The sequence below is a fragment of the Pseudomonas sp. P5_B3 genome, from assembly GCF_056400405.1.
The window spans coordinates 53,225-76,597 of record NZ_JBFULI010000008.1 but is presented as its reverse complement, the minus strand read 5'-3'; the positions used below and the strand labels follow the sequence as shown (position 1 = coordinate 76,597).

General features: G+C 59.0%; 21 protein-coding genes, 4 tRNA genes and 1 pseudogene. 19 read left to right on the top strand and 7 right to left on the bottom strand.

Annotation, left to right across the window (positions count from 1 at the left end; translation table 11 throughout):
- Positions 1-255 precede the first annotated feature (255 nt).
- From AC1DRN_RS07565 to AC1DRN_RS07555, 3 genes and pseudogenes are all read left to right on the top strand, one after another.
- Positions 256-1,641: an aminotransferase-like domain-containing protein gene (locus AC1DRN_RS07565; protein ID WP_223459679.1), complete on the top strand. Its 1,386-nt coding sequence runs from the start codon at positions 256-258 to the stop codon at positions 1,639-1,641.
- Between the two features lie 108 nt (positions 1,642-1,749).
- A pseudogene (locus AC1DRN_RS07560) lies at positions 1,750-2,853 on the top strand (HAMP domain-containing protein); the annotation flags it as partial.
- A complete protein-coding gene (locus tag AC1DRN_RS07555; RefSeq protein WP_411740702.1) occupies positions 2,833-3,714 on the top strand; it encodes a methyl-accepting chemotaxis protein in 882 nt (293 codons plus the stop codon). The pseudogene AC1DRN_RS07560 and the gene AC1DRN_RS07555, both read left to right, overlap by 21 nt.
- Positions 3,715-3,939: 225 nt before the next feature.
- Here the strand turns inward: AC1DRN_RS07555 and AC1DRN_RS07550 are convergent, their stop codons facing one another.
- A complete protein-coding gene (locus AC1DRN_RS07550) occupies positions 3,940-4,698 on the bottom strand; it encodes a hypothetical protein (protein WP_223459675.1) in 759 nt (252 codons plus the stop codon).
- A gap of 385 nt (positions 4,699-5,083) precedes the next feature.
- On the opposite strand from AC1DRN_RS07550, the gene AC1DRN_RS07545 reads away from it, so the two are divergent.
- The 4 genes from AC1DRN_RS07545 to AC1DRN_RS07530 all read left to right on the top strand — a co-directional run bounded on the left by AC1DRN_RS07545 (position 5,084) and on the right by AC1DRN_RS07530 (position 5,496).
- Positions 5,084-5,159, top strand: a tRNA-Glu gene (locus AC1DRN_RS07545).
- A 2-nt stretch (positions 5,160-5,161) separates the two neighbouring features.
- Positions 5,162-5,237: transfer RNA gene (locus AC1DRN_RS07540), tRNA-Gly, on the top strand.
- 104 nt (positions 5,238-5,341) lie between these two features.
- A tRNA-Glu gene (locus tag AC1DRN_RS07535) sits at positions 5,342-5,417 on the top strand.
- Positions 5,418-5,420: 3 nt separating this feature from the next.
- Positions 5,421-5,496: transfer RNA gene (locus AC1DRN_RS07530), tRNA-Gly, on the top strand.
- A gap of 58 nt (positions 5,497-5,554) precedes the next feature.
- On the opposite strand, the gene AC1DRN_RS07525 is transcribed toward AC1DRN_RS07530, so the two are convergent.
- Positions 5,555-6,424: an AraC family transcriptional regulator gene (locus AC1DRN_RS07525; protein WP_223459673.1), complete on the bottom strand. Its 870-nt coding sequence runs from the start codon at positions 6,422-6,424 to the stop codon at positions 5,555-5,557.
- A gap of 410 nt (positions 6,425-6,834) precedes the next feature.
- On the opposite strand from AC1DRN_RS07525, the gene AC1DRN_RS07520 reads away from it, so the two are divergent.
- From AC1DRN_RS07520 to AC1DRN_RS07465, 12 genes are all read left to right on the top strand, one after another.
- Positions 6,835-7,032 (top strand): Flp family type IVb pilin, encoded by a 198-nt coding sequence (locus AC1DRN_RS07520; RefSeq protein ID WP_223459671.1) that lies wholly within the window; start codon positions 6,835-6,837, stop codon positions 7,030-7,032.
- 149 nt (positions 7,033-7,181) lie between these two features.
- Entirely contained in the window at positions 7,182-7,376 is a 195-nt protein-coding gene (locus AC1DRN_RS07515; RefSeq protein ID WP_223459669.1) for a Flp family type IVb pilin, read from the top strand.
- A 27-nt stretch (positions 7,377-7,403) separates the two neighbouring features.
- The gene (locus tag AC1DRN_RS07510; protein ID WP_223459667.1) at positions 7,404-7,931 is read left to right on the top strand and encodes an A24 family peptidase; all 528 of its coding nucleotides are present in this window, start codon (positions 7,404-7,406) and stop codon (positions 7,929-7,931) included.
- Between the two features lie 46 nt (positions 7,932-7,977).
- Positions 7,978-9,306: an AAA family ATPase gene (locus AC1DRN_RS07505; RefSeq protein ID WP_223459665.1), complete on the top strand. Its 1,329-nt coding sequence runs from the start codon at positions 7,978-7,980 to the stop codon at positions 9,304-9,306.
- 15 nt (positions 9,307-9,321) lie between these two features.
- Complete coding sequence (gene cpaB, locus AC1DRN_RS07500; protein ID WP_223459663.1) at positions 9,322-10,131, top strand: Flp pilus assembly protein CpaB; 810 nt, start codon at positions 9,322-9,324, stop codon at positions 10,129-10,131.
- Positions 10,132-10,206: 75 nt separating this feature from the next.
- Complete coding sequence (locus tag AC1DRN_RS07495; RefSeq protein WP_223459661.1) at positions 10,207-11,550, top strand: TadE/TadG family type IV pilus assembly protein; 1,344 nt, start codon at positions 10,207-10,209, stop codon at positions 11,548-11,550.
- Positions 11,551-11,558: 8 nt separating this feature from the next.
- Positions 11,559-12,038, top strand: coding sequence for a TadE/TadG family type IV pilus assembly protein (locus AC1DRN_RS07490; protein ID WP_477786661.1), 480 nt, complete (start codon positions 11,559-11,561; stop codon positions 12,036-12,038).
- Positions 12,038-12,532, top strand: coding sequence for a TadE/TadG family type IV pilus assembly protein (locus tag AC1DRN_RS07485; protein ID WP_223459657.1), 495 nt, complete (start codon positions 12,038-12,040; stop codon positions 12,530-12,532). The genes AC1DRN_RS07490 and AC1DRN_RS07485 overlap by 1 nt, the downstream gene beginning before the upstream one ends.
- The gene (locus tag AC1DRN_RS07480) at positions 12,526-13,746 is read left to right on the top strand and encodes an AAA family ATPase (RefSeq protein WP_223459655.1); all 1,221 of its coding nucleotides are present in this window, start codon (positions 12,526-12,528) and stop codon (positions 13,744-13,746) included. The genes AC1DRN_RS07485 and AC1DRN_RS07480 overlap by 7 nt, the downstream gene beginning before the upstream one ends.
- A gap of 3 nt (positions 13,747-13,749) precedes the next feature.
- Positions 13,750-15,192, top strand: a complete 1,443-nt coding sequence (locus AC1DRN_RS07475; RefSeq protein WP_223459653.1) for a TadA family conjugal transfer-associated ATPase — start codon at positions 13,750-13,752, stop codon at positions 15,190-15,192.
- The gene (locus AC1DRN_RS07470) at positions 15,189-16,175 is read left to right on the top strand and encodes a type II secretion system F family protein (protein ID WP_223459651.1); all 987 of its coding nucleotides are present in this window, start codon (positions 15,189-15,191) and stop codon (positions 16,173-16,175) included. The genes AC1DRN_RS07475 and AC1DRN_RS07470 overlap by 4 nt, the downstream gene beginning before the upstream one ends.
- Positions 16,176-16,204: 29 nt before the next feature.
- Positions 16,205-17,170, top strand: coding sequence for a type II secretion system F family protein (locus AC1DRN_RS07465; protein WP_223459648.1), 966 nt, complete (start codon positions 16,205-16,207; stop codon positions 17,168-17,170).
- 199 nt (positions 17,171-17,369) lie between these two features.
- On the opposite strand, the gene AC1DRN_RS07460 is transcribed toward AC1DRN_RS07465, so the two are convergent.
- The 5 genes from AC1DRN_RS07460 to AC1DRN_RS07440 all read right to left on the bottom strand — a co-directional run bounded on the left by AC1DRN_RS07460 (position 17,370) and on the right by AC1DRN_RS07440 (position 23,178).
- Entirely contained in the window at positions 17,370-17,639 is a 270-nt protein-coding gene (locus AC1DRN_RS07460; RefSeq protein ID WP_223459646.1) for a DUF3613 domain-containing protein, read from the bottom strand.
- Between the two features lie 18 nt (positions 17,640-17,657).
- Positions 17,658-18,371: a tetratricopeptide repeat protein gene (locus AC1DRN_RS07455; RefSeq protein WP_223459644.1), complete on the bottom strand. Its 714-nt coding sequence runs from the start codon at positions 18,369-18,371 to the stop codon at positions 17,658-17,660.
- 119 nt (positions 18,372-18,490) lie between these two features.
- A complete protein-coding gene (locus AC1DRN_RS07450; RefSeq protein ID WP_223459642.1) occupies positions 18,491-19,714 on the bottom strand; it encodes a type II and III secretion system protein family protein in 1,224 nt (407 codons plus the stop codon).
- Positions 19,715-20,248: 534 nt separating this feature from the next.
- Entirely contained in the window at positions 20,249-20,656 is a 408-nt protein-coding gene (locus tag AC1DRN_RS07445) for a PA2817 family protein (protein WP_007991629.1), read from the bottom strand.
- Between the two features lie 74 nt (positions 20,657-20,730).
- The gene (locus AC1DRN_RS07440) at positions 20,731-23,178 is read right to left on the bottom strand and encodes an acyl-CoA dehydrogenase (protein ID WP_223459640.1); all 2,448 of its coding nucleotides are present in this window, start codon (positions 23,176-23,178) and stop codon (positions 20,731-20,733) included.
- Positions 23,179-23,373: the final 195 nt, after the last annotated feature.

Genomic DNA, 23,373 nt, shown 5'->3' with positions numbered 1-23,373 from the left:
TCTGTGGGAGCGAGCCTGCTCGCGATGAGGGCGTATCAGTCGACATTAACGTTGGCTGACACACCGCTTTCGCGAGCAGCGCTCCCACAGCTTTTTTCGTCGCTGAGATGGCTGGTTTTATGGGGGGACGCAACGGGATCATGCAATGTGTTTCAAATGATTAGAGCAATGGGTTTTGGCGGCGTTGTCGCACATGTATTCGAACACTCCTGTGATTAACTGCTGCTCGCAAAATCAACAGGAGTTTGCTTGCTCATGGAATTGAGAATCGACCGACAGGCGCTGGTGCCCGTCGTACAGCAAATTGTTGACGCGCTGACCTGCTGGCTTCGTTCCAGTGGGGTATCGCCCGGTACGCGCCTGCCTTCGGTGCGACAGATTGCGTGGATCAATTTGCTCAGTCAGTCAAGCGTCACGCAGGCCTGCGAACGCCTGGTGACGCAGGGGATGCTGGTGTCAGGTCATGGGGCTGGCTATAGGGTTGCCGACCCGGCATTGGCCACGGTTGCGAAGTACGAGCCTGCGTGGCTCGAGGGGGCTGAGCCTGAGTACGGGCCCTGTTCGAGTGAGTTGAGGCTCGGCTGTGGCGGGCTGCCTGAAAGCTGGCGCGAGACCGACGATCTGATTTATGCGATTCGGCAAGTCAGTCGTACCGATACGGCCAGCCTGTTCAACTACAGCACGCCGCTGGGTTTGCCAGCCTTGCGACAACAGATACTCAAGCGCCTCAGGCAGCTGTATATCCCGGTGCAGGACAACCGGATCATGACCACGGCGGGGGCCAGTCAGGGGCTCGACCTGATTGTGCGGACACTGTTCAAGGCCGGTGACTGTGTGGTCGTGGAGAGTCCCGGTTATCCGGTGCTGTTCGATCTGCTCAGGCTGCACGGCGTCCACATGGTCGAGGTGCCGCGAACACCGCGGGGGCCGGACGTGGACGTGCTCGAATCGGTGCTGGTCAAACACCGGCCTCAGGGGCTGGTCATCAATAGCTTCTATCACAACCCGACCGGCAGCAGCCTTGCACCGGCGGTAGCGCGCCGCGCGCTGCAGCTGGCCAGGACCTTTGGCGTGCAGGTGATCGAAGACGACGTTTATGCGGATTTGCGCAGCGGTTGCGCTACGCGACTGGCTGCGCTGGACGACAACGTGATCTACGTGGGCAGCTATTCCAAGACCCTCAGCAGTTCCTTGCGGGTCGGTTTCGTGGTGGCCGGCTCTGAAGTCATTACGCGTCTGGCCGAAGTCAAGATGATCAGTGGCATGGGCGCCTCACGATTTTGCGAGTCGGTGCTGGCGTGCCTGTTGGCTAACGGTGCCTACGGCAAACTGGTGCAGCGTCAGCGCCAACGCTTGAACAGCGACCGGCTGGCGGTGTTGCAATTGCTCGAAGATGCCGAATGGGAAGTTTTCGGCAAGCCGGCGGGAGGCCTGTTCATCTGGGCTCGATCACGGATGTCCGACTACGATCAGGTGCGAACCCAGGCACGGCGCCTGGGTGTACTGCTGTCATCGAAGACCGCCTTCACCCCTTCGGGTGAGGCCAGTGACTGGCAGCGTATCAACGTGGCCTATGCCTGCGACCCGCGTGCCCGTGCGCTCTTTCAGGCCACTGCCCGGGATCGACCTCAAGCGTTCTGAAAACGACGTTGATGTAGCTTTTTGCCATTATTCCGGCGCCAGAGCCTTGTGTTGCTACTGGCCCGTTGCGAATCTGCGTCTACAGACTTTGGCAGGGGACTAAGAGCAATGAATTCGGCCGTGCAAGGACGTTTTGCCAACCTCGGTATGGCGAAAAAACTGGGTATCGGGTTTGTCCTGGTGCTGTTGTTGACTGCGCTGGTAGCGGGCATTGGCGTGTGGTCCCTGCAAACCATCAGCCAGCGCTTCGACGGGCTCAAGCAAATGTCATCGCTCAACAGCGGTTTGCTCAAGGTGCGGCTGCTGGAGCAGGAGTACGCCTTGCACGGCAATCCGAAAACCGTCGATGCCCTGCACGAGGGCGTCGATGGCCTGATCGCCCTGGCCGGCCAGCTCAAGGCCGCGTCTGCGGCCAACGTGCCGGTGATGAACGATGTCGAGCAGTCCCTGGGTGCCTATCGCAAGGCCTTCGACGAGTTTGTCTCGCTCACCCAGGCCAAGGACCTGGCGCTGGAAATGGCCAGTTGGTCGGTGTCCAGCGTGGCCAATAATCTTGATGTATTGCAGTCTGGGCTCGCCGATGACGGCGCCTATACCCTGAAAGATTCCGAAGGTAAGGACGGTGCGCAATTCCTCGAGCAGGCCAGCCAGGTCAGCCAGGTTTCACGCTTGATGTTGCAAGCCATGAATGAAGCTCGCGTGCGCCTGGATCAAAGCCGCAAAGGCGACGACAGCGCCGGGCAGGGCAAGATCGAACAGGCCAGCCAGGCATTGACCCAGGCCGAGCAGCTCAAGACCACGGTCAAGGATGAGGGTTACCAGACCGTCCTCAATGAGGTGATGGGTCATATCGCCAGTTTCAGTGACAAGCTCGCTGAGTACACCGGCCTGCTGGAACAGGAAAAAACCGTCTATCAGCAATTACACCAACGCGCAGCCCAGGTGGTCGAGCGGGTGGATCAGGCTTATGTCGCGCAAGACCAGGCGATGCAGGCTGAACTGAAAAAGAACTCGCTGCTGATCATTGGCTCTTCCGCCCTGGCCTTGCTGGTCGGGCTGGTTGCCGCGTGGTTCATTACCCGGTTGATCGTGGCACCGCTGCGCAGTGTGATTCAGGTGGCGCAGCAGATTGCCTCGGGGGATTTGAGTGCGACCATTGACGTGACCCGCCGCGACGAAATCGGTCAGTTGATGCAGGCAATGCAACAAATGGGCGCGGGGCTCAGCCATATCGTCAGCGGCTTGCAGTCGGGTATCGAACAGTTGGCGACTTCCGCCCAGTCGCTGTCGGCGGTGACGGAACAGACCAATCTTGAGGTCAGTTCGCAGAAGGAGGAAACCGAACAGGTCGCCACTGCAATGAATCAGATGACGGCCACGGTGCATGATGTCGCGCGCAATGCGGAAGAAGCCGCGTTGGCCGCGCAAACAGCGGACGGCAAGGTTGAAAGTGGCCAGCAGGTGGTGCGCCAGAGCATGGCGCGGATCGAGCAGTTGGCGGACTCAGCCACCTCGGCCAGTTCGAGCATCGAAAGCCTGAGTGCGGAAATCCAGAACATCGGCACGGTGTTGAGTGTGATCAAGAGCGTGGCGGAGCAGACCAACCTGCTGGCGTTGAACGCGGCGATCGAGGCGGCCCGGGCCGGCGAACAGGGCAGGGGCTTTGCCGTGGTGGCCGATGAAGTGCGTGCATTGGCCAAGCGAACCCAGCAATCGACCGAGGAAATCGAACGCCTGGTCAGCGCCTTGCGCTCGGCGGCGCAGTCGTCGGTGCAGCAGATCCAGAGCAGTGGCGAGTTGGTGAAGCTGGCGGTCAGCGACGCATTGCAGACCGAGAGTGCGCTGGGAAGCATTGCGGCGGCGGTATCCTTGATCCAGCAGATGAACCAGCAGATCGCCGCGGCGGCCGAGGAACAGAGCTCGGTGGCCGAAGAGATCAACCGCAGTGTCACCAGCATTCGCGCCAGTGCCGACCAGTCATCGCTGGCGATGCAGGGCAATGCGGCGTCCAGTATTGAGTTGGCGCAACTGGGGGTTGAGCTGAAGGGGATGGTGGGGCATTTCAGGCTTTGAAATGATCTTCGGTACAAACCAAAAAAGCCACCTCTCGGTTAATACTGATCAGTTAACACACGAAACCTGTGGGAGCGAGCTTGCTCGCGATGGGGGCCTAATGTTCAACATCAATGTTGACTGACCCGTCGCTATCGCGAGCAAGCTCGCTCCCACAAGGATTGCAGTGTTCAAACCCTTAACTGATCGGCATAAACCTCTCGGTGGCTTTTGTGTTTTCGCTGATCAGTCGTAGATCGCTTTCTTTTTCCAGTCCGCGTCGGCCTCGACGTCTTTGAGGCCTTCGGTCAACTGGTTGACTTCGCCTTCGACCGGCGCAATGCGATCCATGACCTGGTCATTGGCACGGGCCAGAAGCTTTTCCAGGTATTCCAGTTGCTCGGCGTAAACCTGTGGTTCCTGTTGTTTGCGCAGGTATTGCACGCCGCGTTCGAATGCCAGGCGAGCCTGTCCGGGCTGGTTCTGTTGCAGGGAGTGCTGGCCGAGGTTGTTGAAGAACTCGATGTGCAGCAGCACGAGGATGTGGCGCACTTCACGGATCCAGCGTTTGGCCTCGTTGGGGGCCAGGAAGCCGTCCTGTGCCGCGCGGGTGATCTGGCCGTGCAGGGCTTCGAGCAGGAAGCGTACATCCTTGGCCTTGGCTTCGGTCTGGATCGGTGCCGGCGGATTGTTGACCGGGATGGATTCACCCTGGCCGACAAGGGCTTCCAATTCGACGATCCGAGCCTTGAGGTTGGCGCTGGATTTTTCCAGGTTGAGCAAGCGCTGGCAGACGTTCAGTTCCAGGCGGGCCAACAACAGCTTGAGTGCCGGGGTCATCAGTTGGCCGGGGAACGTCTCGGTGATTTCGCCGCAGCGACGCAGACGATCATTGAGCTCGATCTTGGTACGGGCCTTTTCCAGCTTGTTGTTTTCCAGCACATGGTTCATGTAACCAATGGCGATCAACAGGGCGATCCCGGCTACGACGAGCAGGGTGATCATGAGTGGCGTCACCGGTAAGACCTCTTTATAGGTTGCGCATGCGAGTCGGGTGGCTTGGCATTTGAGCGCCCAGGCCCGCACGACGGGTTGGATCGGACATGCTTGTGCTTATATCGGCCGCAGCCCCGTTTCTATAAATGATGGCACCAGATATACAAAGTGCCATCATTGGGTGAACTATAACGTCTTGGCGGGTGCCAGAATATAGGCGTCAAACGCCGGGCAGCGGAAAAACCGCAATGGCTCCCAAAAGCAGGGCGAAGTCATTGATTTAAATAAATTTATATCAGGGGGTTGACGACCTCTCAATCCATCCATAGAATGCGCGCCACTTGCAGCGTAAAGCACACAGCGAAACGAAGCAGGGAGTGAATGTTGTACGTGTGTCCCCTTCGTCTAGTGGCCTAGGACACCGCCCTTTCACGGCGGTAACAGGGGTTCGAGTCCCCTAGGGGACGCCAATGCGGGAATAGCTCAGTTGGTAGAGCACGACCTTGCCAAGGTCGGGGTCGCGAGTTCGAGTCTCGTTTCCCGCTCCAATTTTAAACAGCGTTGCTTTCGGGCAGGGCTGAGTGAAACCAGAACCAAGTCTTCGGATGCGGCTCTGGACACCGAAACACACACCATGTGTTCCGGGTAGCGTGTCCCCTTCGTCTAGTGGCCTAGGACACCGCCCTTTCACGGCGGTAACAGGGGTTCGAGTCCCCTAGGGGACGCCATTTGCGGGAATAGCTCAGTTGGTAGAGCACGACCTTGCCAAGGTCGGGGTCGCGAGTTCGAGTCTCGTTTCCCGCTCCATATTTAACGAAAACGCCGCTCATTGAGCGGCGTTTTCGTTTGCGCGTAAAAAACCGGATCAACCGCTGAGGCTCTGTACCAGGCTTTCGAGCGCTTCAATGGTTTTGTCATCCTGCACCGGTTGCGCAGCGGCAGCCGCTTTGATTTGGCGTGCCACGCGGTATTCGCTGGGTGTGCAGTTGGCGAACTGCTTGAAGGCACGAGCGAAGTAGGAAGGATCCTTGAAGCCGGCCTCATAACCGATGCTGGTAATCGGCATCTGGCTGTTGTCGAGCAGATCCTTGGCGAAGTTCATGCGCTTGTCCAGGATGTAATCCGTGAAGCCAAGCCCATTGGCCTCCTTGAACAGGCGGCTGAAGCGAAATGTCGTCATGCCGCAGCGCTGCGCCAATTCCCTCTGATCGATGCTGTCACGAAAGTGCTGTTCGATGTACAGCATGACATTGCTCAGCGCCTGGTGTTTTTGGTGTCCCGAGGTCAGCCGGATGCTTTCCGGCAGGGTCGGGGAGTGGTCGATCTGCGATGAGTTGCCCCGGCCGTGGGCATTTCGGCGCAGCTCGCAGAGCTGCACCACCGCCGTCAGGTAACGATTCCTCTCGGTGGTCGAGAGCGGGAGCACCATGTATTCCCATACGCTGGAGCGCATGGCCCATACAGCCAGTTCCTCCGAGTGTTGCACGGTGAACATGGTGATCGGGATGGTGGGGGTGGTGCGTTTGATCTCCAGCAATAGCCTCAAGCCTGGAGTGTCGGGGCGATCAAAATGGACGCAGATCATGTCTGCCAGTTCCGCGATGGGCAGCACGGAGTTTTTCGCCAGTCTGCAGTCGCAGGTACTCTCGAACTGCGCGATGAGTTCTTTCGTGGACCGATCATGAGTCAGATCGAACCACAGGAGCGATGGCCTTTTGGTCAAATTGGACGTCATGTCTCTACTCTGGGGTTCTTGGTGACTCTCTTAGCTAAGGAGTATTGCCAAGGTGCCATCACTTTGCAGATTTAATCCTGATAGGAAAGACGATTTTTAGTTGCTTTCGCTATATAGGTTGCCTGGAAGGCAGCCTCGGGCGAGTGTTTGTTGGTGTGTTTTCGACGAGCCCGGGTTGAACCGTTTGTCGCTTGTGAATTATTGATAATCGCCATTGCTTTGCCACGCCTTGTTTACCCCTCCCATGACTTCTGCAAAGGCCAATGACCCGTATTTGGCCACCCCGCAAAAAAGTCCTAGCGATGTGCAAAATCTTACTAACGCCCATGCCTTGCCCCTGACTAGGGTTACATCAGGCAGCGCAGAAAGTACTGCCTCAGAAAAAACAACATTCGAGTGAGGTGGGCAAAATGATCATGCAAACAATCAAGGCTTCGGTAGTGAAATTTGCCAAAGACGAAGATGGTCTGACCATTGTGGAGTATGCGGTGGCCGGCGGTTTGATTACGGTTGCTGTCGCCGCAATCTTCGTGAAGCTTGGAACCGCGGTGACTACCCAAATCACAGCGCTGTGCAAGGCTGCCAATGGCAACGTTGCGTGCCCTTAACCAACTTTGGGTGTGGGGACATGCGACGTCCATGGAGCAACCGGTTGTTATTGATTTGCTGATAGAGCTGCCGGATTACTCAATGGATTTCGCGCTGTCCCTGCCAGTGTAGTTCTGAGACTTATGACTGCTGAAGTGAGGTGCGCAAAATGACTTTGCAGAAAATTAAAACATTGGGGCTGGCGTTCTTCAAAGACGAGGATGGCCTGACCATCGTGGAATACGCAGTGGCGGGCGGTTTGATTACGGTGGCTGTCGCCGCAATCTTCTTGAAAGTTGGAGGTGCGGTGACTACTCAAATCACAGCACTGTGTCAGGCCGCCAATAGCAACGTTGCGTGCTAACGACTAATCCCAGTAGGGAGACACGCCATGTCCACGGAACTGATGGTATCGACTGTTTTACTGGTAGGACTTTTGGGCGTGGCGGTGGTGAGCGATCTGCTTCGCCACCGTATTCCCAACATGCTGGTCTTGTTGGGACTTTCCCTGGGATTGGTCGGTCAAATTTATTCGGGTGGTGTCAGCGGGTTGGGTGACAGCCTACTGGGCATCCTGATCTGTTTTGCGCTGTTTCTGCCCATGTACGCCTTGGGGGGCATGGCTGCCGGCGACGTCAAATTGATGGCCATGGTCGGTAGTTTTCTACCGTTTCACTACGCATTGTGGGCTGCAATGTTCAGCCTGATCGCCGGTGGCGTGTGCGGTTTTCTGATCGTGCTGTTTCGTGGTCAATTGTCTCAGACCGTGGGGCGCTATTGGTTGATTCTGAGAGCGCAGGCCTATTTTGCGCCCGCTTCAGATGAAGTAGCCGGCAAACCTTTCCCTTATACGATTGCAATATTGATCGGCACTTTGAGCAGCGTCTACTGGCAACTGGTTGCCGGTGGGGCACTTTGAACAGCGCCTGCTGGCAACTCGTTGCCAGTGGGTTGGGAGATTAGTCATGCACGTCATGGTTGATACTGATGCTTTCCCCAATGCGCGGGAAGCGGTGCAGCGACTGGCTCCTCAGCCGTGCACAATCCGCGAAACCGGTCTGACCGACAGTTTTCTCGGCGAGTTGGTGTGCAAACATTTGTTTGATGCCGGTGTACTGGACATGTCGCGACTGGTGGACCGCCTGGCGCTGACCGGCGCGGTACTTGAAGAGGTCCTGGCGTTTCTGCGCAAGGATGGCCGTGTCGAAGTGCTGGGCCAGGTGAGTCAAACGGGCGGGCAGATGTTGCGTTATGGCCTGACCGAGCGTGGTCGCAGTGTCGCCCGCGATGCCCTGTCGCGAAGTGGCTATATCGGTGCGGCACCCTTCCCGGTGAGTGCTTACCGTTCCCTGATCAAACTGCAGACCATTCACCATGGTCGCATCAACGCCAACGATATGCGCAATGCCCTGGCTGGCGTAGTGCTCACGGAGGAGATGCTCGATCAGTTGGGTGTGGCGATGAACTCCGGGCGCGCGATCATGATTTATGGCCCCGCGGGTACCGGCAAGACATATGTCAGCAGTCGGCTGATCCGTCTGTTCGCCGAGGCCATCTGGGTCCCTCATGCCATCGTCATCAACGAGTCGGTGATCGAGATCTATGACCCGCAGGTGCATCAGCGGCTCGATGAAAATGCCCAGCAGAACAATCTGATGCTCAACGAAGGGATCGACCGTCGACTGCTGCGCTGCAAACGCCCGATCGTCATCACGGGCGGTGAGTTGAGCATGGAACAGCTGGACGTTCGCTATGACCCCTTTACCCGTCAATACCAGGCCGCCTTGCAGCTCAAGGCCAGCAATGGCCTGTTCATCATCGACGACATGGGGCGCCAGCGCATGGCCCCCGCCGAACTGTTCAATCGCTGGATCGTCCCGATGGAAGAGAAACGCGATTTCCTCAACCTGGGCGGCGGTCGGCATTGCGAGCTGCCGTTCGATCTGATTCTGGTGTTTTCCACCAACCTCAATCCCCTGGAACTGGCCGATGAGGCCTTCCTGCGCCGGATTGGCTACAAGCTGCAGTTCGGTTACCTGAAGCCCGAGCAGTACGAAAAGATCTGGCGTATGGAAAGCGAGCGTCTGGGCATTTCCTATGACCCGCTGCTGGTGCGTTATGCGCTGCAAAGGCTGTATGCAAGCGAAGGCATGCCCCTGGTGCCCTGCCATCCCCGCGATCTCCTGAACATGGCGCTCGATCGCCAGCGTTATATCGGCGGTTCCGGACCACTGTCACCGAAAGAGTTGGAATGGGCCTGGCACAACTACTTCGTCCAGCTCGACTTTCTTTGAAACGGAGATACTGACATGAGCTCTCGTACGCTTACCCTGATAGGCGTTTCTCTGGCCATGGGCCTTGGGGCTGCATGGATGGCCGACTCCTGGCTGAGCGCGCGGCTCAATGCCAGCCCGGATGACCACCTGCGAAGCGTGGTGGTCGCCACGGTAGAGATTCCATTCGGACAGATGGTCGAGGCCCAGCAGGTCACGACTGTACGCATGCCCATGGATACGATCCCGGACGATGCCTTCGATGCCAGCGAAAAAGCCGTGGGCAAGATCGCCACGTTCGACATTCTGCGGGGCGACATCGTGCGTGGTGCACGTCTGAGCGAGCACCTGGGGGGCAGCACCCTGGCCTCTTTGATTACACCTGACAAACGCGCCATATCGGTACGCGTGGACGATGTGGTCGGCGTTGGCGGATTCCTGTTGCCGGGTAACCGGGTCGATGTACTGGCAACCAAAACCACCAATGCCGGCAGTAACAGCGCCACGTCCAGAACCATCCTCGAGAACCTGCGGGTATTGGCGGTGGATCAGACCGCGGGTACCGACAAGACTCAACCGGTAGTGGTGCGCGCCGTGACGCTGGAGATGACGACCGCCGAGGCTGAAACCCTGGTCACGGCGCAAACGGAAGGGAAGTTGCAGTTGACCTTGCGCAACCCACTGAACGCCGAGAAAAAAATCGCGACCGTTACGCCTGCCGCATCGGTCATGGCGGTGGCTACCGCCACAGAGCCAAAACGCGTAGTGCCGCGTGGTAATGGAGAGAGTCGCAGAGCCGTCACCATTATCCGTGGAGTCCAGGCCAGTGTAGTGAACATGCGTTGACAGGGCGGTAGAGGCGCCTGGGCACCCAGGCATTGGCGGAGCCGATCCGGATCAGTATCGGCAATCGAGGGCTTGATGATGAATCTTCGTATTCAGCGGCCGTTCACTTCGACGCCAAGGCGCCAGGAAGGGTCGGTGAGTGTATTGATGGTGATCTCGTTGGCGGCGATGGCCATGATGGCGGCGCTGGCTTTGGACGGCGGGCATATGCTGCTGAACAAAACGCGCCTGCAGAATGCAGTGGACGCCGCCGCCCTGAGTGGCGCCAAGACCCTGAGCCAGGTGGCGGGTGGTATCAACAGTGCCAGCACGACGAAGACCGCCGCGCTCAATACGCTGGTACAGAATGCCAATGCCACGGGCAACAATGAATTGGCCACGGCTGTCGGTGGCAATGCCGGTGCATTTGCAGTGGTGGAACTGGCAAGCAGCGTCTATGGTCCGTTCTCCTATCCCGGGCCGGCGGATGCCAAATACGTTCGGGTATCGGTACCGAGCTATAGCCTGAAGGGATTTTTCTGGAACGTCGCCCAGGCATTCGGCACTGGCGGTCCGGGAGCCAAAGCGGTGGCGGCGATCGCCACCGCAGGCCCCAGCCCTACCAGCCCCTGCGATCTCGCGCCTTTGATGGTCTGTGGCGACTCGACTAAATATAACCCGGGCGCAGGCATGTTCTGGGGCTTCCAGTTTGGTGATTTGCAGGTATTGAAGACGGCTGCCGGTAATTCGTCTCCCATTGGTCCAGGTAACTTTCAGCTGATCGATTTTGGCTCGGGCGGCAATCAGGTCAAGGAAGATCTGGCCGGCGGTGGCAAGGTCTGTCGCAATGTGGGGCAAAATGTCCAGACCGCCCCTGGCAACAAGGTCGGCCCTACCTCTCAAGGCCTGAATACGCGCTTCGGCATCTATCAGGGGCAGGTCAGTGCCTCGGCCTATCCGCCGGATCTGGTGACTACGTCCAGCACCCCCGCGATCACTTACGACGACTCAGTCGTCCCTCCACAAAAGATGTACCAGGGACAAGCCGTCACCTCGAGCAATGGCAATCTCACGGCGGGCAGCAACTCGATACTGGACTACAACGACTGGCGTGCGAGCGTTGCCGCGTGTGTGGCGGGGGGGAGTGGCTGTCAGGGCAATGGGGTGTTCGAGCGCCGGATGCTGAAAGTCGTGGTGGGTGACTGCACCGGTAAACAGGGCGGTTCAACCACGATCCCCGTCCTCGGTTTCGGCTGCTATTTCGTGGTGCAGCCCATGGATGGCGGCGGCACGGACTCGCAGATCTTCGGTCAGTTCGTGAAAACGTGCGAAGGCGACAACGTGGCCGGCCCCTCGCCGTCAACCGATTCCGGCCCGCAGATCATTCAGCTCTACAAAACCTATCTCAACGGCAGCGGCACTCCGAGCACTGACTCGTAGGAGGCGTCATGAGACTTCACGGATTTAAACATCCACAGCGCCAGCAAGGCCTGGCCATTGTGGAGTTCACCCTGGTCCTGCCGGTGTTGCTGTTGCTGTTGCTGGCCTTCGGTGAGTTCGGCCGCATGCTCTACCAGTACAACGTCCTGCTGCAGGCCAGCCGCGATGCCRACCGTTTCGTCGCCAGCCAGGCCTGGGACTCGACGCTAGGTGCGGTCGCTGTGAGCAATGCGCTACTGACCCAGACGCAAAACGTGGCGGTGTATGGCGTGCCGGCCAACACCGGTACCGCTGTGGTGTCAGGGTTGACGACTGGCAATGTAGTCGTTGCCGCAGTGGGTACCGACCATGTGCGGGTCACCATCACTTACACGTACTGCCCGGTGATTGGCGCTGGCAATTGCACCGGATCGCTTCCCGGCTTTTTTGGTAATCGGATTACACTGAGCATTCCGCTGGTCGCCACTACCGTGATGAGGGCCCTGTGATGAACAGAAAGCACATGCACGGCACCTATACGGTGGAGTTCGCCGTCATTGGCCTGCTGATGTTCACGCTGTTGTTCGGCGTGGTGGAAATGGGCCGCCTGTACTTCACGGTCAATGCGCTGGATGAGGCCGTACGCCGTGGTACGCGCCTGGCGGCGGTGTGCAATATCAGCGATCCGGTGGTGTTGCGGCGAGCGATCTTCAATGCCGCGACCGACGCGGGTACGAGCCAGCTGATCGGCAATCTGGCCACCACCAACCTGACGTTGACCTATCTGGACGTAAACGGTGCGCTGGTGGCCAACCCCGCTGACCTGGTCAGCGTCACTGGTTTTCGTGCCATCCGCTATGTCCAGTTGAGTCTGCAAAACTTCGTTTTCAAACTGTTCATTCCCGGGTTTGGCGTGCCCATTACCTTGCCCGCCTTCAGGGCAACGTTGCCACGTGAAAGCCTCGGGCGTCATTCCGATTCCGGGGAGATCACGCCATGCTGAATACCAGGGACACTCCACTCTCCAGTTCGACCGGCAAAGCCGGGCTCAGGTTGCTGATCAGCAGCCGTGATGCCACGTCGTTGCGCGACCTGCAGAGCGTCTGCCAACGCATGCCCAGCCTGGAGGTGAGCACTCGCCTGGTCAGCAATGGGCATGTCGACCCGCTCTACGGCCTGGACCGGATGCCCGATCTGCTGCTGTTGCGCGTCAGCCACCTGTGGCGTGAAGAGCTGGCGGCACTGTTGCAGCGCCCGGCCCATGAGCGTCCGCCGATGTTGGTGTGCGGGCTGCTGAGCGAACAGGAAGGCATGCGCCTGGCGATGCAGGCCGGTGCCCGTGATGTGCTGCCGGAGCCTGTTGCCGAGACGGAACTGGTCGGCGCCTTGAATCGGCTGGTCATGGAGGTTCGGACCGGTAGTGGGACAGTAGGGAAATTGATCGCCGTGATGAACGCCAAGGGCGGTTCGGGTGGAACCTTGCTGGCCTGCAACCTGGCTCAGCAGCTCAGCATGAAGGGTGGCAGTACCCTGTTGCTGGACATGGACCTGCAATTTGGCAGCGTGACGCATTACTTGGATGTGGCGCTGGTTCACAGCCATCTGGAGGTGTTGCATCAGATCGACGGCATGGACAGCGTCGCGCTACGGGGTTTTTGCAGCCACTTCAGCCCGACCTTGCATGTGCTGGGTGGCCGGGCCGGTGAGCTGTGTCTGCCGCAGGATGCCCAACCCGAGCAACTTGACACCCTGTTGCAGTTGGCCCGCGCCAGCTATGACTGGGTAGTGATCGATCTGCCACGGCAAATCGACCACCTCACCGGCTCCGTGCTGGAACAGGTGGATCGGGTGTACGTGGTGGTGCAGCAGAGCGTCAGCCATCTGCGCGATGCCAGCTCCCTGGTGCGGATGCTTCGCGAAGACCTGGGTGTGCGTGGGGATCAACTGCAGATAGTGGTCAACCGCTATGACAAGTCGGCGGCGGTCAGCCTCAAAGATATCGGCGAAGCGCTGCGCTGCACGAACCTGGCGAAATTACCCAACGACTTCAACGTGGTCAGCCAGAGTCAGAACACTGGCGTGCCGTTGGGTCTGCATGCGCCGAAGGCGGCGATCACCGCTGCCCTGCGCAACGTGGCCGATGACCTGGTCGGCAACCAGGTGGTTGGAAAAAAAGGTGTGCTCAAACGCGCCTTCAACCGTTTTTTCGGGGGGTGACCCATGATCAGTGACTTTCGTAACCGCTTGCGCAAACAATCCGCTAAATCCGCCCCGTCGCAGGCTAACCAGCCAGGTGACGACCAGCTGGATCCGGCAGAGGAAGTGATGGCGTGGGAGCGTGCAACGCCGGACGTTCTTTATGAAACCAAAAGTCAGGTCACCCCGGTGGAGGCCGAGTGGCGAGAAAGGATCTACCAGCAGTTGCTCAAGGTCATGGACCTGTCCTTGCTGGACTCCCTTGAACAGGCTGAGGCCACACGGCAGATTCGCGATATTTGCCAACGCCTGCTCGATGAACATTCGGCACCGGTGAGTACGTCCAGCCGCCAGTTGATCATCAAGCAGATCACCGACGAGGTGCTCGGCCTTGGTCCCCTGGAACCGTTGCTGGCCGATCACAGCGTGTCCGACATTCTGGTCAACGGTCATGCCTCGGTCTATGTCGAGCGCTTTGGCAAACTGCAACGCACCGATGTGCGCTTTCGCGATGATCAGCATTTACTGAACATCATCGACCGCATCGTCTCCAGTCTCGGGCGGCGTATCGACGAGTCCTCACCGTTGGTGGATGCCCGGCTCAAGGACGGTTCGCGGGTCAACGCGATTATCCCGCCGCTGGCCATCGACGGTCCGAGCATGTCGATCCGGCGCTTTGCGGTGGACCTGCTCAATACCGACAGCCTGATCCAGGTGGGGACGTTGACCCCGGCCATTGCCCTGCTGCTCAAGGCGATTGTCCGTGGGCGCTTGAACGTGCTGATTTCCGGCGGTACCGGCAGTGGCAAGACTACCATGCTCAATGTGCTGTCCAGTTTCATTCCGCACAACGAGCGGATTGTCACCATCGAAGACTCGGCCGAACTGCAACTGCAGCAGCCTCACGTGGTGCGCCTGGAAACCCGGCCTTCGAATATCGAAGGGCGCGGCGAGGTGAGCCAGCGGGAGTTGGTGCGCAACAGCCTGCGGATGCGTCCGGACCGCATTGTGATTGGCGAAGTGCGCGGCGTCGAGGCGCTGGACATGCTGACGGCGATGAACACCGGCCACGACGGCTCGCTCACCACGATCCACGCCAACACCGCGCGCGATGCGTTGGGGCGGGTCGAGAACATGGTGTCGATGACCGGGGCTACTTTCCCGATCAAGGCCATGCGTCAGCAGATCGCTTCGGCCATTGATGTGGTGATCCAGCTGGAACGCCAGGAGGACGGCAAGCGCAGACTGGTCAGTGTGCAGGAAATCAATGGCATGGAAGGCGAGATCATCACCATGACCGAAATCTTCTCCTTTGCGCGCCATGGCATGGGCGAAAACGGCGAAGTGCTGGGTGATTATCGGCCCAGCGGCATGATCCCCGCCTTCCGCGATGTGCTGGCCAAGCGCGGCATCGAGTTGCCGCTGACGATGTTCAGGCCTGAATGGATGGAGGCACGGCAGCCATGAACCAGGTTCCCGGTGAATTCATTCTGATGTTCCTCGGCATGGTGTTTATCGCCGTCTTCCTCCTGTCCCAGGGGGTGGCGGTGCCGGTATTCGGCGAGGCCGGCAAGATGCGCAAGCGCATCCGCGGCCGCCTGCACGTAATGGAAAAAGCCAATAATTTGCCCAACATGCAAACGGTATTGAGGCAGAAGTACCTGACGCGCTTGTCGCCACTGGAGGCCACGCTCGAGCAGTTGCCCTTTATGGCGAACCTGACACAGCTGATCGAGCAATCCGGTCATGAATATCGTGCTTATCGGGTGCTGTTGCTCGGGCTGTTCCTGGGCGCCTGTGCAGGCATCTCGATCTGGATGATCTCGTCAGTCTGGTGGATGGCGCTGCTGGCCGGCTTCGCAGTGTTCTGGGTACCACTGCTGAAAATTTCTCGCGACCGTGGCAAGCGTTTCGCTGCGTTCGAGGAAGGCCTGCCGGATGCGCTGGATGCCATGTGCCGCGCTCTGCGCGCCGGGCACCCATTCAACGAAACCCTGCGCCTGGTGGCCGAGGAGCACAAGGGGCCGGTCGCTCATGAGTTCGGCCTGACCTTCGCCGATATCAACTATGGCAACGATGTGCGCCGGGCCATGCTCGGCCTGCTGGAGAGGATGCCGAGCATGACGGTGATGATGCTGGTGACTTCGATTCTGATCCATCGTGAGACCGGCGGTAATCTGACCGAGGTGCTGGAGCGTTTGAGTCGGCTGATTCGCGGGCGCTTCCGCTTTCAGCGCAAAGTCAAAACCCTGTCGGCGGAAGGGCGCATGTCGGCCTGGGTGCTGGTGGCCATTCCCTTCGTGCTGGCGATCGCGATCATAGTCACCAGCCCCAGTTACTTGCCTGTGCTGATCAATGATCCCACCGGCCACAAGCTGATCATCGGGGCGTTCTGCGCCATGTTGATCGGAATTTTCTGGATACGCAGAATCATCCGGATTCAGGTTTAAGCGGTGTTCGCCACCGGGAGGTACAGGTCATGGACTTTTTGCTCGGGTTGTTCAGTCGGGCCACGGGGAACGAGGAGCTGGCTCGCCTGTTGTTCCTTGGTGCGATCGGTTTGAGTACGGGGCTTGTGGTCGTCGCCGTGAGTTTGCTGATGATGGGGCTTCAGGATCCCGTGCAGCGTCGCCTGGCGCTGATCAAGCGTGGTCATTTAGGCAACACGACCGGGCAGGACGCCCCGGGTAATCTGCAACTGTTGCTGGAACGGGTCGGCCAGCGCTTTGGCTCAGCCGAATCGGCACAGACTTCCGTGACCCAGACCCTGTTGATGCATGCGGGATACCGTTCCTCGTCGGCGGTGCAAATATACTGGGCGGCACGCTTGATGTTGCCGCTGTTATTGATGGGTATTGCGCTGCTGCTGTTGCCGATGATTCCCAAGGTATCCCTGATACTGGGGCTGCTGCTGGTGGTCTTGGTGGCCGGTATCGGATGGTTGGTGCCAGCGCTGTATGTCGCCAAGCGTAAGCAGATGCGACAAGGCCGGCTGCGTGCCGCGTTTCCGGATGCGCTGGATCTGATGGTGGTGTGCGTGGAGTCGGGCCTGGCCTTGCCCACGACCATCGAGCGGGTGGCCGAGGAGATGTCGGTCAGTCAAGTCGATCTGGCTGAAGAGCTGGCCCTGGTCAATGCGCAAATCCGCGCGGGCCTTTCCAGTACCGAGGCGCTCAAGCAACTGGCTGTACGCACTGGCCTGGATGACGTACAAGGGCTGGTCAGCCTGTTGGCACAGAGTATTCGTTTTGGTACCAGCGTGGCCGACACCTTGCGCATCTATGCCGATGAGTTCCGCGACCGGCGTACGCAAGCCGCCGAAGAGATGGGGGCGAAAGTCGGCACCAAGTTGATATTTCCGCTGATTTTCTGTCTATGGCCGAGCTTCTTTCTGGTCGCTATCGGCCCAGCCTTGATCGGGGTACTCAGAGTATTCGGTAAGTGAGCAGGAGTGGCTTGCTGTCGAACAGGCAGGCTGTACTGCATAAGAATGGGGTGGAGCAGGCAAACGGAGTGCATTCACTCCAATCGCCTGCTCCACCTTGTAGAACCTGGACTGTTTTTTCCTGCATTCGTGATTGAGCCTGGCTTTTTAGCCAGGCCACTCTGGACTACGCCAGAGGCTGATCACCCATCGACATGCCTCAGTTGCCGATGGTCATTTGTCCCGCTGCATCCTGGTCAAAATATTGCGGAATCGGGTAGTTGAAGCTATTCAGCCAGCGCTGCATGGCCAGGTCACGTTCGGTGGCCGAAGCGGTTTGCAGTTTAGTGGAGGCAACCACACCGCGAATCTGCAGTTGCAACCATTGTTCGGTGCCTTGTTGATACGGCGAAGAGGGGCCCGGCTCAATGGCCCAGGCAGTGGTGGACAGGCAAGCCGTGCACAGGATCAACAGCCGTTTGGTATTCATCTCGACTCCTCTTGCGTTCTACTTGTTCGCACTGGTGGAGGCATCGGCTACCTCAGCCTTGCGATTGCCATCGGTAGCCACCACTTTTTGGGCGGAGGCCTTGAGTTTTTCCGCGCGGGTTTGAGCCTCTACGACTTGCTTGGGGCTCAAGTCGGCGCGGGTCACGAGTTCGGCAGCCGATTTCCAGTTATCCTGGTAGATCAGCAGCGTCACCATATTGAGTGCCGCCAGTGTGTTTGCCTGCTTGAGCTCCATGGCGGTCATGAACTCAAAACGTGCTTCAGGGATCCGGTGCTGATTGAGATAGACGACCCCCAGGTCATTGCGCATCCTGTCGTCGGTGGGGGCCATCTGCACCGCACGCTCAAGGTGAGTGGCAGCGCTGGCGTTATCATTTTTGGCGGCGGCCAGTTGGCCCAGGCCAAGTTCCCCTTCAGCTGCCAGACAGGTGCCGAGCAAGCTTTCGTACAAGGGCTGCGCGTCGCCGCTACGCCCCATCAAGCGCAGCACCCGAGCCTTGCGCAGGCGAACCTGCACCAGGTTATCGGGCATTCCTTCCAGATTCGCCAGGCTGGCATACAAACGGCCTTCGTCGGCCATGCTGTCGGCCAGGTTCAGGGCCAGTTCTTGCTCCGAATCGGGCTTGGCACAGCTGGCCGGTCGCGAAGACAGGCCGTTGCTGGCACAACCTGCGAGCATTAATGTCGCCGCTATTGCAATGACTGCTTTCATCGAAGGTCCCCTGGCTACAACAGGTTGAACGCCTGGCCAATGGCAATAAGGCTGGCCCGGCAAGCGTGCAAAGTCACCGTCAGGCGTGAGGGCGAGGCCCGTCTGGTTCAGGCTCCGGTTCATTGCGAGAGCCCGCTGCGACTGTCGAAGTCGCCATTTTCCAGGAAAAACATGCGGTAGAAGTTCGGGTCGTAATTGCGCAGCTGCTCACCAGGCAATGACGGCAGTTGTGCATTGGCCGCCAGTGGCTGGACCAGATGCGGGGTGACGATCATCAGCAGTTCGCGCTCTTCACGGTTGATGGTGTTGTCGCGGAAAAACGCGCCCAGAATGGGGATATCGCCCAGCCCCGGAAACTTGTTCACCTGGGAATCGTTGTGGGTGCTGATCAGGCCGCTGATGACGAAGCTTTCGCCGTCGGCCAGGGAAATGCTGGTATCGGTACGGCGCACGGTCAAGGCCGGGACTATCGTGCCGGCGATGCTCACGGCGTTGGTGAAGTCCAGTTCACTGACTTCCGGCGCCACCTTCAGCGCGATACGGTTTTTCCCGATGATGGTCGGCGTCAGGGTCAGGCGGATACCGAATTCCTTGTACTCGATGGACACGTTATCGCTGCCGGAACTGGGCACCGGAATCGGTATTTCACCGCCGGCCAGGAAGCTCGCACTCTGCCCGCTGAGCGCTACCAGGCTTGGCCGTGCCAGGGTGTAGGCGAAACCGCTGCCTTCCAGCGCGTTGAGCGCCACCAGGGTATTGCCGGTAGCAAAAGCGAGGTTGAACTGGTCGTTTCTCACCGGTATCACCGGCGAAACAATACCGCCGATGGTGGGCAAGGTTCTCGGCGAACCGAACAGGAAGTTGCCGCGGACGCCGAAAATCGAGGCGGAAGCTTCCTTGAGCTTGGTCCGGCTGACTTCAACGAAGCGGATATCGGTCTGCACCTGGCTCGGCAGCAGCGGGTCGTCGGAAGGCACCGACGGCACGCTGGTCAGCGCCGACGTGGCTTTACCCTTGACGAACACCATGCTTTGGCGCGGCGTTTTCGAACAGGCGGTCCAGACCATTAGGCTGGTGGTCCCCGGTGCAAGGCCCGTGAGTATGAACGCGCTGCTGCCGCTGGGTTGCACGTCGGCAATTTTCGGGTCACCCACCGCCAGTTGCGTTACCGGAACGGGGCTGCGCAGTTCACTCTGCAGCCCCTGACCGACCTCGTAGGTTGTCGGCCAATTGTCCAGTTGCGGGCAATTGGCCGGCGCGGCCTGAGCCGCATCCACGCTGAGGCCCATCCAGAACAGGCCATGGATAATTCGCTTGAAAGCGGGCTCGGTACGAAAGCTCATTAAGTACATCCTCACTGGATGGGCCGTCTTTAGGCGGACTGAGTTGTCTCGGATCACTTCACTTCACGGGGATCGGGCTATCCCCCTCCCAATGCGCCAGACCCGCTATCCATAGCCTTGGCGTTATTCCTTGCGTTACACACGAGCGGGTCCACTTCGCTGATCTGGCGGGACAGCGAGCGACCTGGTTCCCTCGGAAAGCAATCGGTAATGAAGGTACAGAGCCGGAAAACGCCTGCCAGGATCATGGTGAGGTAACTCCTTTTGCCAATTTGCTGTCTGATCACTGAAGCTAACGTGGAAAATCCAGCCGTGATGACTTCTTATTGTTTGAAGGTAGTTCAATCAGTCCAAAGTGCCATGAATTTAAACAAAACCATTGGTGCAAAGGCTGGGTTTAGGCGGGCGGGCGAGCGATTCGGGCAAGGTCGCAGCACGGTGCGCTTGCCTGATGTTGACGGGGTGTGCTGAAGGCAATAAATAAAAAGGCCCGCATGCTCAAGCATGCGGGCCTTTGGCATCACTGATAGAAGATCAGTGCTTGCTGTCCTGGTTCGACAATGCCAGCAGTTGCTTTTCCTGGTTCCAGTCGAAAGGTTCGTCGTTCTGTTCGGCTTCGAAGCGGCGCTCTTCCAATGCCTGATACAGGTCGATCTCTTCATCGGACAAGTAGTGCAGGCAGTCACCGGCGAAATACCACAGCAGATCCCGTGGAATCAGGTGGGCGATTTGCGGATAACGGGAAATGACTTGAGTCAGGATGTCCTGGCCCAGGTACTGGCTTTCGATTGGGTCGATCGGCAGTGACGCCAGCAATTCGTCGAAGCGCTCAAGGAACAAGGCATGGCTTTCTTCGGGAACCTGCTCGGCCTCACCTACGGCGACCAGGATGCTGCGCAGGTGGTCGAGTAAAACGAGATGATCGGCAACGATGTTGGACACGAGATAAGTCCTCAAGAGCAAAACGGGCGCGGGAGTATAAAGCGCCCGCGCCCGTTTTTACATGCTTGAAGGGATCAGCGGACTTTTCCCTTGGCCAGTGCCAAAGCCTTTTGGTCAAAGTCATCGACATCGATCACCTTGCGCCGGGCCGCTTCGGCTTCACGCAGGGTTTGGGCTTCCACCGGCTGCAACACACCAGCCTCGAGGGCGGCATCGATCGCCGACTCGCCGGCCAGCGGTTTGACCTGGCCACTCTTGAGTGCCACGTGCAATTTTTTCTGCAATGGCTGTGCGGCGCTCAACAGATTGCAGGCGTGTTGCAATGCACCGACCGGGTCGTCGCTCGCTTGTGGGCGATAGCAACCCAGGAGCAATTCCTCCAGGGCAGGGTCGCACTTGGCGCGGCCAATCAACGCAGCGACTTCGGCACCGAGTTTGTCCGATGGCCCTTTGTGCCGGCGACCGAACGGGAACACGATCACCCGCAACAGGCAGCCGACGACTTTGTTCGGGAAGTTATCCAGCAGCTCATCCATGGCCCGTTCCGCCTGGCTCAGGCTTTCTTCCATGGCCCAGGCCAGCAGCGGCGCCATGTACTGCGGTGAGTCGAGGTCGTTGTAGCGTTTGAGCGCGGCGGAGGCCAGGTAAAGGTTGCTCAACACGTCACCCAGCCGTGCGGACAGACGTTCCCGGCGTTTCAGTGCGCCGCCCAGCAGCATCATGCTGAGGTCGGCGAGCAGGGCGAAAGCAGCGGCCTGACGATTGAGAGCACGGAAGTAACCCTGGCTGAGTTTGTCGCCCGGGGTGTGTTCCAGGTGCCCGAAACCGAGATTCAACACCAGCGTACTGGCGGCGTTGCCCACAGCGAAACCGATGTGCTTGAGCAGCAGGCCATCGAACTCCGTGAGCGCCTGATCCTTGTCTTCACGGTCGGCAAGGGCCATTTCCTTGAGGACGAAGGGGTGGCAGCGAATTGCACCCTGGCCGAAGATGATCAGATTGCGCGAGAGAATGTTCGCGCCTTCGACGGTGATGAAAATCGGCGCGCAGTTCCATTTGCGACCGAGGTAGTTGTTCGGCCCCATGATGATTGCCTTGCCGCCGTGCACATCCATGGCATCGCTGAGGCAGTCGCGGCCGCGCTCGGTCAGGTGGTACTTGAGAATCGCCGACAGCACCGACGGTTTCTCGCCCAGGTCGACCGCATTGGCGGTCAGCATGCGGGCGGCGTCCATCATCCAGGTGTTGCCGCCAATGCGCGCCATGGCTTCCTGAATGCCTTCGAAAGCGCCAATCGGCACGTTGAACTGCTCGCGAACCTGAGCGTATTGGCCCGTCACCAGGCTGGTGAACTTGGCCATGCCGGTGCCCACCGCCGGCAGGGAAATCGAACGCCCGACCGACAGGCAATTCATCAGCATCATCCAGCCTTTGCCGAGCATCTCCTGGCCGCCGATGAGGAACTCCAGCGGGATGAACACGTCCTTGCCTGAATTCGGGCCATTCATGAATGCGGCGCCCAATGGCAGATGCCGGCGGCCGATCTCGACACCGGGCAGGTCGGTTGGAATCAGTGCCAGGCTGATACCCAGGTCATCTTTGTCGCCCAGCAGGTGATCCGGGTCGTAGGCCTTGAAGGCCAGGCCGAGGAGGGTGGCCACCGGACCGAGGGTGATGTAACGCTTTTCCCAGTTCAAGCGCAGGCCGAGGACTTCCTGACCCTGCCATTCACCTTTGCAGATCACTCCCGAGTCCGGCATGCCGCCGGCGTCGGAGCCGGCCAAGGGACCTGTAAGGGCAAAGCACGGGATGTCATCGCCGCGAGCCAGACGTGGCAGGTAATGATTGCGTTGTTCGTCGGTACCGTAATGCAGCAACAGTTCGGCCGGGCCGAGGGAGTTGGGGACCATTACGGTGGTTACGAGGTCGCCGCTGTGGCTCGCCAGTTTCATCGCCACTTGCGAGTGGGCATACGCGGAGAAGCCCTTGCCGCCAAACTCCTTGGGGATGATCAGGGCGAAAAAGCCGTTGTCCTTGATGAAGGTCCAGACTTCGGGCGGCAGGTCCATGGTTTGACTGAGCTGCCATTCATTGACCATGGTGCAGAGTGTCTCGGTCGGCCCGTCGATGAAAGCCTGTTCCTCTTCATTCAATTGCGCTTTGGGATAGGACAGCAGTTTGCTCCAGTCCGGACGGCCACTGAACAGTTCGCCGTCCCACCAGACCGTGCCGGCGTCGATGGCGTCGCGCTCGGTTTGCGACATGGGTGGCAGGGTTTTCTGGAACCAATTGAACATCGGCGCGCTGAACAATTTGCGGCGCAGGTCGGGCAGCAGCAAGGGCGCGGCGACAGCGGCGATCAACACCCAGATAACCAGCAACAACCAGCCCGGCGCGCGGCTGAAAGCGCCCATTGCCACGGCATAGACGGCCACGATGACCAGGGCGGGCAGCGGGGCGATGCGGCGGTGGGCCAAATAAGCAATCCCGACCAGCAGAACCAGTATCCACAACAGCAGCATATTCATTCCTCCGTGAAACCATGGCGAACCAGCCCACAGAGCTTAGACGGCATCCGCGAAACAGGCTGGTTGGAGCGATGTGATTGGAATCGTGGGAAAAGCGTTCATTGAGCGAGCGGCAAAGCGCCCATGTTTGGCCGAAACGTCGTTATCTCTGTGCTCAAGCGCTCGCTAGACTCGGGGCTTCCCCAGGAG

Bases quoted from the DNA above. Each gene is read 5' to 3' on its own strand.
- AC1DRN_RS07565 (WP_223459679.1), top strand. From the start codon at position 256: ATGGAATTGAGAATCGACCGACAGGCGCTGGTGCCCGTCGTACAGCAA.
- AC1DRN_RS07555 (WP_411740702.1), top strand. From the start codon at position 2,833: ATGCAGGCAATGCAACAAATGGGCGCGGGGCTCAGCCATATCGTCAGC.
- AC1DRN_RS07550 (WP_223459675.1), bottom strand. From the start codon at position 4,698: ATGATCACCCTGCTCGTCGTAGCCGGGATCGCCCTGTTGATCGCCATT.
- AC1DRN_RS07525 (WP_223459673.1), bottom strand. From the start codon at position 6,424: ATGACGTCCAATTTGACCAAAAGGCCATCGCTCCTGTGGTTCGATCTG.
- AC1DRN_RS07520 (WP_223459671.1), top strand. From the start codon at position 6,835: ATGATCATGCAAACAATCAAGGCTTCGGTAGTGAAATTTGCCAAAGAC.
- AC1DRN_RS07515 (WP_223459669.1), top strand. From the start codon at position 7,182: ATGACTTTGCAGAAAATTAAAACATTGGGGCTGGCGTTCTTCAAAGAC.
- AC1DRN_RS07510 (WP_223459667.1), top strand. From the start codon at position 7,404: ATGTCCACGGAACTGATGGTATCGACTGTTTTACTGGTAGGACTTTTG.
- AC1DRN_RS07505 (WP_223459665.1), top strand. From the start codon at position 7,978: ATGCACGTCATGGTTGATACTGATGCTTTCCCCAATGCGCGGGAAGCG.
- cpaB (WP_223459663.1), top strand. From the start codon at position 9,322: ATGAGCTCTCGTACGCTTACCCTGATAGGCGTTTCTCTGGCCATGGGC.
- AC1DRN_RS07495 (WP_223459661.1), top strand. From the start codon at position 10,207: ATGATGAATCTTCGTATTCAGCGGCCGTTCACTTCGACGCCAAGGCGC.
- AC1DRN_RS07485 (WP_223459657.1), top strand. From the start codon at position 12,038: ATGAACAGAAAGCACATGCACGGCACCTATACGGTGGAGTTCGCCGTC.
- AC1DRN_RS07480 (WP_223459655.1), top strand. From the start codon at position 12,526: ATGCTGAATACCAGGGACACTCCACTCTCCAGTTCGACCGGCAAAGCC.
- AC1DRN_RS07475 (WP_223459653.1), top strand. From the start codon at position 13,750: ATGATCAGTGACTTTCGTAACCGCTTGCGCAAACAATCCGCTAAATCC.
- AC1DRN_RS07470 (WP_223459651.1), top strand. From the start codon at position 15,189: ATGAACCAGGTTCCCGGTGAATTCATTCTGATGTTCCTCGGCATGGTG.
- AC1DRN_RS07465 (WP_223459648.1), top strand. From the start codon at position 16,205: ATGGACTTTTTGCTCGGGTTGTTCAGTCGGGCCACGGGGAACGAGGAG.
- AC1DRN_RS07460 (WP_223459646.1), bottom strand. From the start codon at position 17,639: ATGAATACCAAACGGCTGTTGATCCTGTGCACGGCTTGCCTGTCCACC.
- AC1DRN_RS07455 (WP_223459644.1), bottom strand. From the start codon at position 18,371: ATGAAAGCAGTCATTGCAATAGCGGCGACATTAATGCTCGCAGGTTGT.
- AC1DRN_RS07450 (WP_223459642.1), bottom strand. From the start codon at position 19,714: ATGAGCTTTCGTACCGAGCCCGCTTTCAAGCGAATTATCCATGGCCTG.
- AC1DRN_RS07440 (WP_223459640.1), bottom strand. From the start codon at position 23,178: ATGCTGCTGTTGTGGATACTGGTTCTGCTGGTCGGGATTGCTTATTTG.